Source organism: Rhizobacter sp. P2_H2, from assembly GCF_056403375.1.
In genome coordinates, this window is the sequence record NZ_JBFUFP010000197.1 from 1 (window position 1) to 7,107 (window position 7,107).

Annotated in this window: 8 protein-coding genes; 4 read left to right on the plus strand and 4 right to left on the minus strand. The window is 70.4% G+C overall.

All coding sequences use genetic code 11. The features are described from left to right. From AC1D15_RS12965 to AC1D15_RS12980, 4 genes are all read right to left on the minus strand, one after another. The coding region (locus tag AC1D15_RS12965) for a branched-chain amino acid ABC transporter permease (RefSeq protein ID WP_477826295.1) at positions 1-488 on the minus strand (488 nt) is incomplete at its 3' end. Next, positions 485-1,360 carry a branched-chain amino acid ABC transporter permease gene (locus AC1D15_RS12970; protein ID WP_477826296.1) on the minus strand — a complete coding sequence of 292 codons (876 nt, stop codon included), beginning with the start codon at positions 1,358-1,360 and terminating at the stop codon, positions 485-487. The genes AC1D15_RS12970 and AC1D15_RS12965, both read right to left, overlap by 4 nt. A gap of 15 nt (positions 1,361-1,375) precedes the next feature. After that, positions 1,376-2,533 (minus strand): ABC transporter substrate-binding protein, encoded by a 1,158-nt coding sequence (locus AC1D15_RS12975; protein ID WP_477826297.1) that lies wholly within the window; start codon positions 2,531-2,533, stop codon positions 1,376-1,378. Next, positions 2,530-3,393: a shikimate dehydrogenase family protein gene (locus tag AC1D15_RS12980; protein WP_477826298.1), complete on the minus strand. Its 864-nt coding sequence runs from the start codon at positions 3,391-3,393 to the stop codon at positions 2,530-2,532. The genes AC1D15_RS12975 and AC1D15_RS12980 overlap by 4 nt, the downstream gene beginning before the upstream one ends. 132 nt (positions 3,394-3,525) lie before the next feature. On the opposite strand from AC1D15_RS12980, the gene AC1D15_RS12985 reads away from it, so the two are divergent. The 4 genes from AC1D15_RS12985 to AC1D15_RS13000 form a co-directional block, all read left to right on the plus strand. Beyond that, positions 3,526-4,299 (plus strand): IclR family transcriptional regulator domain-containing protein, encoded by a 774-nt coding sequence (locus AC1D15_RS12985; protein WP_477826299.1) that lies wholly within the window; start codon positions 3,526-3,528, stop codon positions 4,297-4,299. Between the two features lie 134 nt (positions 4,300-4,433). Further along, positions 4,434-5,180 carry a MipA/OmpV family protein gene (locus AC1D15_RS12990; protein WP_477826300.1) on the plus strand — a complete coding sequence of 249 codons (747 nt, stop codon included), beginning with the start codon at positions 4,434-4,436 and terminating at the stop codon, positions 5,178-5,180. Between the two features lie 17 nt (positions 5,181-5,197). After that, entirely contained in the window at positions 5,198-5,881 is a 684-nt protein-coding gene (locus AC1D15_RS12995) for a response regulator transcription factor (RefSeq protein WP_477826301.1), read from the plus strand. Continuing rightward, positions 5,847-7,107: ATP-binding protein (locus AC1D15_RS13000; RefSeq protein WP_477826302.1), on the plus strand; the 1,261-nt coding region annotated here is incomplete at its 3' end. The genes AC1D15_RS12995 and AC1D15_RS13000, both read left to right, overlap by 35 nt.

Sequence of the window (7,107 nt, forward strand, 5' to 3'; positions counted from 1 at the left end):
TAGTAGTACGGCAGGCTGCGTTCCAGCGACAGGCCGGCCAGCGAGGGCCGCGCGATGTTGTTGATGCCGAAGGTGCCGCCGGTCAGCCACTCCTCGTTGCGCATCACCAGCCACACCGCGGTGTTGAAGCCGAGGGTCGCGAACGCGAGGTAGATCGTCTGCACCCGCAGCGCCGGGAAGCCGAGCGCGAGCCCGACCACGAAGCAGCCCGCCATCGCGAGCGGCAGACCCAGCCAGAAGCTGAAGCCGGCCTTCATCACGATCGCCAGCGTGTAGGCGCCGATGCCGAAGAAGGCCGCATGCCCGAGCGACTTCTGCCCCGCATGGCCGACCGTCAGGTTCAGCCCCATCGTCGCGATCACGAACACCAGCCAGTAGCTCAGCAGGTACAGGCCGTAGCTCTTCAGGAACGGCGGCACGGCGACCAGCAGCGCCAGGCCGAGCAGGCCGGGCACCAGCGCGGTGGCCAGGGATTTGTCCCACTTCATACCTTGCGCTCCTCGCGGCGGCCCAGCAGCCCCTGCGGCTTGAACAGGATCACCAGCATGAACACCACCAGCGCGACGGCGTCCTTGTAGGCCGGCGAGATGTACGCCGACGCCAGGTTCTCGGCCACGCCGACGATCAACCCGCCGAGCAGCGCGCCGCGCGAGTTGTTGAAGCCGCCGATGATCGCGGCGAAGAAGGCCTTGGTGCCCAGCGGCTCGCCCATGTCGAACTTCGCCAGGTAGGTCGGCGTGACCAGCAGCGCCGCGGCACAGGCCAGCAGCGCGTTGATCGCGAAGGTGTAGAACACCATCCGCGGCACGTCGATGCCGAGCACGGTGGCACTCTCGGTGTTCTGCGCCACCGCCTGCATCGCGCGGCCGGTCACCGTCTTCGCGAGGAAGGCCTGCGTGCCGAACACCAGCACCAGCGCCATCGCGAGCGTTCCCAGGTCGACCAGCGTCACCGCGACACCGCCGACATGAAACAGCCGGTCGGCGAACAGGCCGGGGAACGGATGCGCCTCGGCGGTGAAGCCGGCACGCACGCCGTTGCGCATCGCGATCGCCAGGCCGATCGTGGCCACCACCACCGGCATCAGCCCGAAGCGCAGCAGCGGGTCGGCGATGCCGCGCTTGAAGGCCCAGCCGAGCACGACCACCGCCAGCACGCAGGTCAGCACGAAGCCGGCCCACAGCGGCAGGCCGACGCTCATGAAGCCGAGCATCGTGAAGGCCGGCAGCATCACGAACTCGCCCTGCGCGAAGTTGATCGTGCCCGAGGCCTGCCACAGCAGCGTGAAGCCGAGCGCGGCCAGCGCGTAGATGCTGCCCGTCGCCATGCCCGAGAGCACCAGTTGCAGGAAATCGCTCATGTCACGGCAGTCAGGTCACGACTTCTTGCCGAGCGCCGGCAGCGTCTCCCGCACCTCCTGCTTGCCGTTCTTCACCTCGACGATGAAGCTCTCGCGGTCGAGGTCGCCGTTGGCATCGATGCTCACGTCCATCAGCACGCCCGGCTCCTTCGCCACGGGGATCGTCAGCCCGTGCAGCGCCTTCGCCACCGCCACGCGGTCGAACTTGCCGACCTTCTCGATCGCCGCCTTCAGCATGTAGACGCTGGTGTAGCCCTTGATGCCGTTGTGGTCCGAGACGTACTTGTATTCCTTCTCGAACTTGCTGCGGAAGGCCCGCATCGCCGGCGTCGGCGCATCCACCGTCAGCCCGACGTGCGCGATCGCGCCGTTCGCCGCCTCGCCCGCCAGGTCGATCACCTTCTGGCCGGTCAGCGTGGTCTCGCCGATCACCGGCTTGCTCCAGCCCTGCTTGCGCAGCTCGCGCAGCGCGCGTGCCGACTCCTCCTCGTTGGTGTAGACGAACAGCACGTCGGCATTGCTCTGCTTCGCGCGCAGCACCGGCGCCGCGAAGTCGACCTGGCCCGATTCGGTGGAGATGTCGGCCGCCACCTTCAGCCCGCTCGCCTCGGCCGACTTGACGAAGGCATCGCGCCCGCCCTTGCCGAAGTCGTTGTTGACGAACATCACCGCCACCGTCTTCGCCTTCAGCGTGGCCGCGATGTAGCGCGCCACCTTCGGCATCGACGAGGCCTGCGTGAAGCTGGTGCGGAAGATGTACGGGTTGCCCTGCTGCGTGATCGAGGTGGCCTCGCCGCCGGTGAAGTTGGGCACCTCGGCACGCCGCGTCTCGGCCATGCTCACCAGCACCGAGCCGGAGAAGGTGGGCCCGAGCACCGCGAACACGTCGTCGTCCACCGCCTTCGTCGCCAGGCCCTTCGCGACGCCCGGGTTCGACTGGGTGTCGTTGACCAGCGTCTCGAGCTTGCGCCCGAGGATGCCGCCGGCCGCGTTGATCTCCTTCACCGCGAGCTCGATGCCGTTCTTCGCATTCGTGCCGGCCGTGGCGCCGGTGCCCGACAGCTCCTGGATCACGGCCAGCTTGACGGTCTGGGCCTGGACGGACAGCGCGGTGCAACAGGCAGCCGTGCCGAGCAGCGCGGCGATCCATGCATGGCGGATCGATGGGTTCATGTCGTGTCTCCTTGTCGTTGGAAGATGGCGCGCAGCCCGGAGGCATCGGCCTGCACCGCCTGCGCGATCGAATCGAAGCCGAAGAAGCGCAGGTACTCCGGCACCTGCTGCACCAGCATCTCGAAGCCGGGGTGCGCGAYGATGCCGCGCGCATGGCAGGCCCGCAGCAGCGGCGTCGGCTGGTTCTTCATCAGGATGTCGACCACCACGGCAGCGCGATCGAGTTGCGCGGGGTCGAAGGGCAGCGGATCGTCGGTGTGCAGGCCGAGCGGCGTCGCGTTGACGACCAGGTCGAACCCGGCCGGTGCCGCCTCTGCCTGCGACACCACCTCGACGCCGAACTCGGCGGCGAGCCGTTCGGCGATCGCCGCGGTGCGGCCGCGGGCAGTGTCGAACAGCGCGATGCGCGCCGCACCGGCCGCGGCCAGCGAGGTCGCGATCGCGACACCGCCGCCGCCCACGCCGACCACCAGCGCCGTCCGGCCGGCCACCGGCACGCCGAAATGCGCCAGCGCCTTCGTGAAGCCGACGCCGTCGAACAGCGCCCCCTCCAGCGTGCCGTCGCCGTTGCGCCGGGCCGCATTCACCGCGCCGGCGCTGCGGCCGAGCCGGTCGCAGCGGTCCAGCAGCTCGACCATCGCCGTCTTGTGCGGGATCGCGAGCCACAGCCCGTCGATGTTGCGGGCCTTCAGCGCCTGCCGCGCAAAGGCCGCCAGGTCGGCCGGCGCCACCTGCGCCGGCACCAGCACCGCATCGGCCCCGTGGCGCGCGAACAGGTGGTTGAACACCTCCGGCGCGCGCACCTGCGCCACCGGGTCGCCGAGGATCAGGAAAACGCGCGTGCTGCCGGAAATCTTCATCGGCGCGAGCGTAGGCAGCCCCCGGGGGCGCCACAAGCGTGGCGACCCCCGAATTGAGCGATGATCGCTCGACCTGCGCGACTATCGCGCTTTTTTCGGGTAACTACGCGGGTCATCGATCCCCACCACCCCATGGACGACATCCCGTTCCAGATCGACCGGAAGGACCTCATCGAAGGCCTGGGCAAGGGCCTGCGCGTGATCGAGGCCTTCGATGACGACCATTCGCGCCTCACGCCCAGCGAGGCGGCGCAGCTGACCGGCCTCACCCGCACCGCGGCACGCCGCTACCTGCTGAGCCTGGTGCACTTCGGCTATGCCGGCACCGACGGCAAGCGCTTCTGGCTCGCCCCCCGCGTGCTGCGGCTGGGCCAGAGCTACATCGGCGCGGCCCGGCTGCCGCGGCTGGTGCAGCCGTTCATCCAGCGGGTGTCGATGCAATGCGGCGAGACGGTCAACGTCAGCGTGCTGGACGGGCACGAGGTGGTGTACGTGGCGCGCAGCAACGCGCCGCGCGTCGTGTCGATCGGCTACCACGTCGGTGCGCGGGCGCCGGCGCACGTCGCGACGCCGGGCATCGTGATGGTGTCGGCACTGGCCGATGCGGAGCTCGATGCCTGGCTCGCCGCGCACGACTTCCATGCGTTCACCGCCCACACCGTCAGCACGGCCGAGGTATTCCGCGAGCATGTGCGCGCGGCGCGCTCGCTCGACCACTGGATCACCGCGCAACAGCGCGACCTGGGCCTGTCGGGCATCGCCACCGCGCTGCGCGACCGCAAGGGCGTCTGCAAGGGCGCCGTCGGCATGACGCTGCAGTCGGTCGCCTACACGCCGGAGCAGATGCGCTCGCAGCTGCTGCCGCTGTTGCACGAGGCGGCCCAGGCGTTGCGGCCGCTGCTGTGAATTCTGGTCACATGATGTATCGCGCCGCCGCGGGTAAGTCCCCCGTAAGTCGACTGAAAGAACCATCGCGGCTTCCCCATTGGATCCACTTCGCCATGCTGAAACCCACTCTGCTCCGTTCCGTCGTCCTGTCCATGCTCGCCCTGGCTGCCGCCCCGCTGGTCATCGCGCAGCCGCAGCCGGGAGAAGACCAGCCCCCGCCGCCGCCCTCGGGCTGGGGCCTGGGGATCGGCGTCGGCTGGCAGCGGCCGGTGTACGCGGGCGCCGAGAACAAGACGCGGGTGCTGCCGCTGATCACTTTCGAGAATGAGTACGTGCGCGTGCTCGGCCTCGGCGCCGACCTGAAACTGCCGAGTGCCGGGCCGGTGTCGTTCGCGGTGCGCGCGCGCTATGCGCTGGGCGACGGCTACGAGTCGGATGACGCGCCGATCCTCGCCGGCATGGCGGAGCGCAAGCCGAGCTTCTGGCTGGGCGGCGCGGTGCAGTGGCGCACCGAGTACGCCAAGCTGTCGGCCGAACTGGCGGGCGATGCGTCGTCGAACAGCAAGGGCACCGAGGCGCGCCTCGGGGTGGAGCGCGACTTCCGCTTCGGGCGCTTCATGTTCACGCCGCGCGTCGCCGCCGTCTGGCGCGACGCGAAGTACGTCGACTACTACTACGGCGTGCGGCCGGAGGAAGCCACCGCGTTCCGCCCGGCCTACGAAGGGCGTGCCACCACCAATGCCGAGGTCGGCCTGCGCACGTTCTACGGCTTCTCGATGCGCGACGGCGCGTTCCTCGACGTCAGCGCCACCGCGCTCGGCTCGAGCATCAAGGACAGCCCGCTGGTCGACCGCCGCACGCTGCCGGCGGTGCGCCTGGGTTACCTTTACCGCTTCTGAACGGAGTCCCGCCCTCGATGAACCGTGTCGTGCTGGTCGAAGACCACACCCGCCTGGCCGCGCTGGTCGGCAAGGCGTTGTCGGGCGCGGGCATCGAGGTGGACGCCTTCGAGCGCATCGAGCCGGCCTGGCATGCGCTGGCCGAGGCCGACTATGCCGCGTTGATCGTCGACCGCGGCCTGCCCGACGGTGACGGGCTCGACCTGGTGCGCCGCCTGCGGGCCGCCGGGCGGCGTGTGCCGTGCCTGATGCTGACCGCCCGCGACGCGCTGCACGACCGCGTGACCGGGCTGGAGGCGGGCGCCGACGACTACCTGGCCAAGCCGTTCGCGATGGAAGAGCTGGTGGCCCGCGTGCGGGCGCTGATGCGCCGGCCGGCCCAGCTGCAGAGCCTGTCGCCGGAATTCGGCGACCTGCAGCTGAAACCCGAAGCCGGTTGCATGACCTGTGCCGGCGAATCGGTGACCTTGCCGCCGGCCGAGTTGCAGATCATGCTGAGCCTGGTGCGCGCGGCCGGCCAGACGGTGCGCCGCAGTGCGATGGAGCGCGCGGCCTGGGGCGTCGACGAGGCGGTGACGCCGAATGCGCTCGATGTGGCGCTGCACCGGCTGCGCAAGAAGCTGCCGGCGATCGGCTCGACGCTGGAGATCGTCAACGTCAGGGGACATGGCTATGCGCTTCGCGCTGCGGATTCCGTCTAGCCTCGCGGCGCAGTTGCTGCTGGCCGCGAGCGGCGGCCTGGTGGTCGTGATGCTGATGGCCGGTGTCGTGCTGGCCGCGCTGCTGATGCAAGGGCCGGCCGACGCGACGCGCCAGGGGCTGGAGGACACCGCGAAGCACCTCGAGCGCGGGCTGCGCTTCGACGCGCAGGGGCGGCCGGTGCAGCTGGTACTGAGCGACAAGCACCGGGCGATGGTCGACGGCCTGCCGAAGGATTTCAGCTACCGCATCCTGGATGCGTTGGGGCATGTGCTGATGTCCGGCGAAGACGGCCCGGCCGCGCAGGTGCTGGCGATGCAGCCGGTGGCCGGCAACGAGACCGTCACTGCGGTGCCCACCGGCGAGTACACGCTGCACGTGCTGAACCGGCCGCTGCAGCACGCCGGGGAGGACTACGTGATCCAGGTGGCGCGCAGCGACCGGCTGGAGACGGTGCTGCGCCGGGTGGGCGGTGGCATCTTCGTGAAGGGCGGCGTCGTCGCCGCGGTGCTGGCGGTGTGCGTCTTCACCGGCGTCGTGCTGCTGACGCTGCGCCGCCTGCTGGAGCCGGTGCGGGCCGCCTCGGCCGCGGCGGCGGGCATCGGTCCGCACAACCTGAAGGCGCGGCTGGACGGCACGCGGCTGCCGCGCGAGCTGTCGCCGCTGATCGAGGCCTTCAACCAGGCGCTGGCGCGGCTGGAGACCGGCTACCGCGTGCAGCAGGAGTTCCTGGCCGCGGCCGCGCACGAGCTGAAGACGCCGCTGGCGCTGATCCGCGCCGAGGTCGAGCTGGACGAGCAGGGTGGCGAGCGCCGCGAGCTGCTGCTGAAGGACCTGGATTTCATGGCCCGGCAGGTGCACCAGCTGCTGCACCTGGCCGAGGCCAGCGAGGCGCAGAACTACATCTTCGAGCCGACCGACGTGACGCGCACCGTGACCGATGCGGCCGGCCAGCTGGAGCGGCTGGCCGGGCGGCATGCGGTGGCGCTGCAGGTGGAGCAGCCGGCCGCGCCGGTGCGGCTGCAGGCCGACGCGGGGGCCTTGTTCATCCTGGTGAAGAACCTGGCGGAGAACGCGATCCTGCATTCACCGCCGGGCGCGGTGGTGACGCTGGCCGTCGATGCGCAGGGGCTGCGCGTGCGCGACCAGGGGCCGGGCATCGCGGTGGCCGAGCTGCCGCGGCTGTTCGACCGCTTCTGGCGCGGCAGCGGCAGCGCCCACCAGGGGG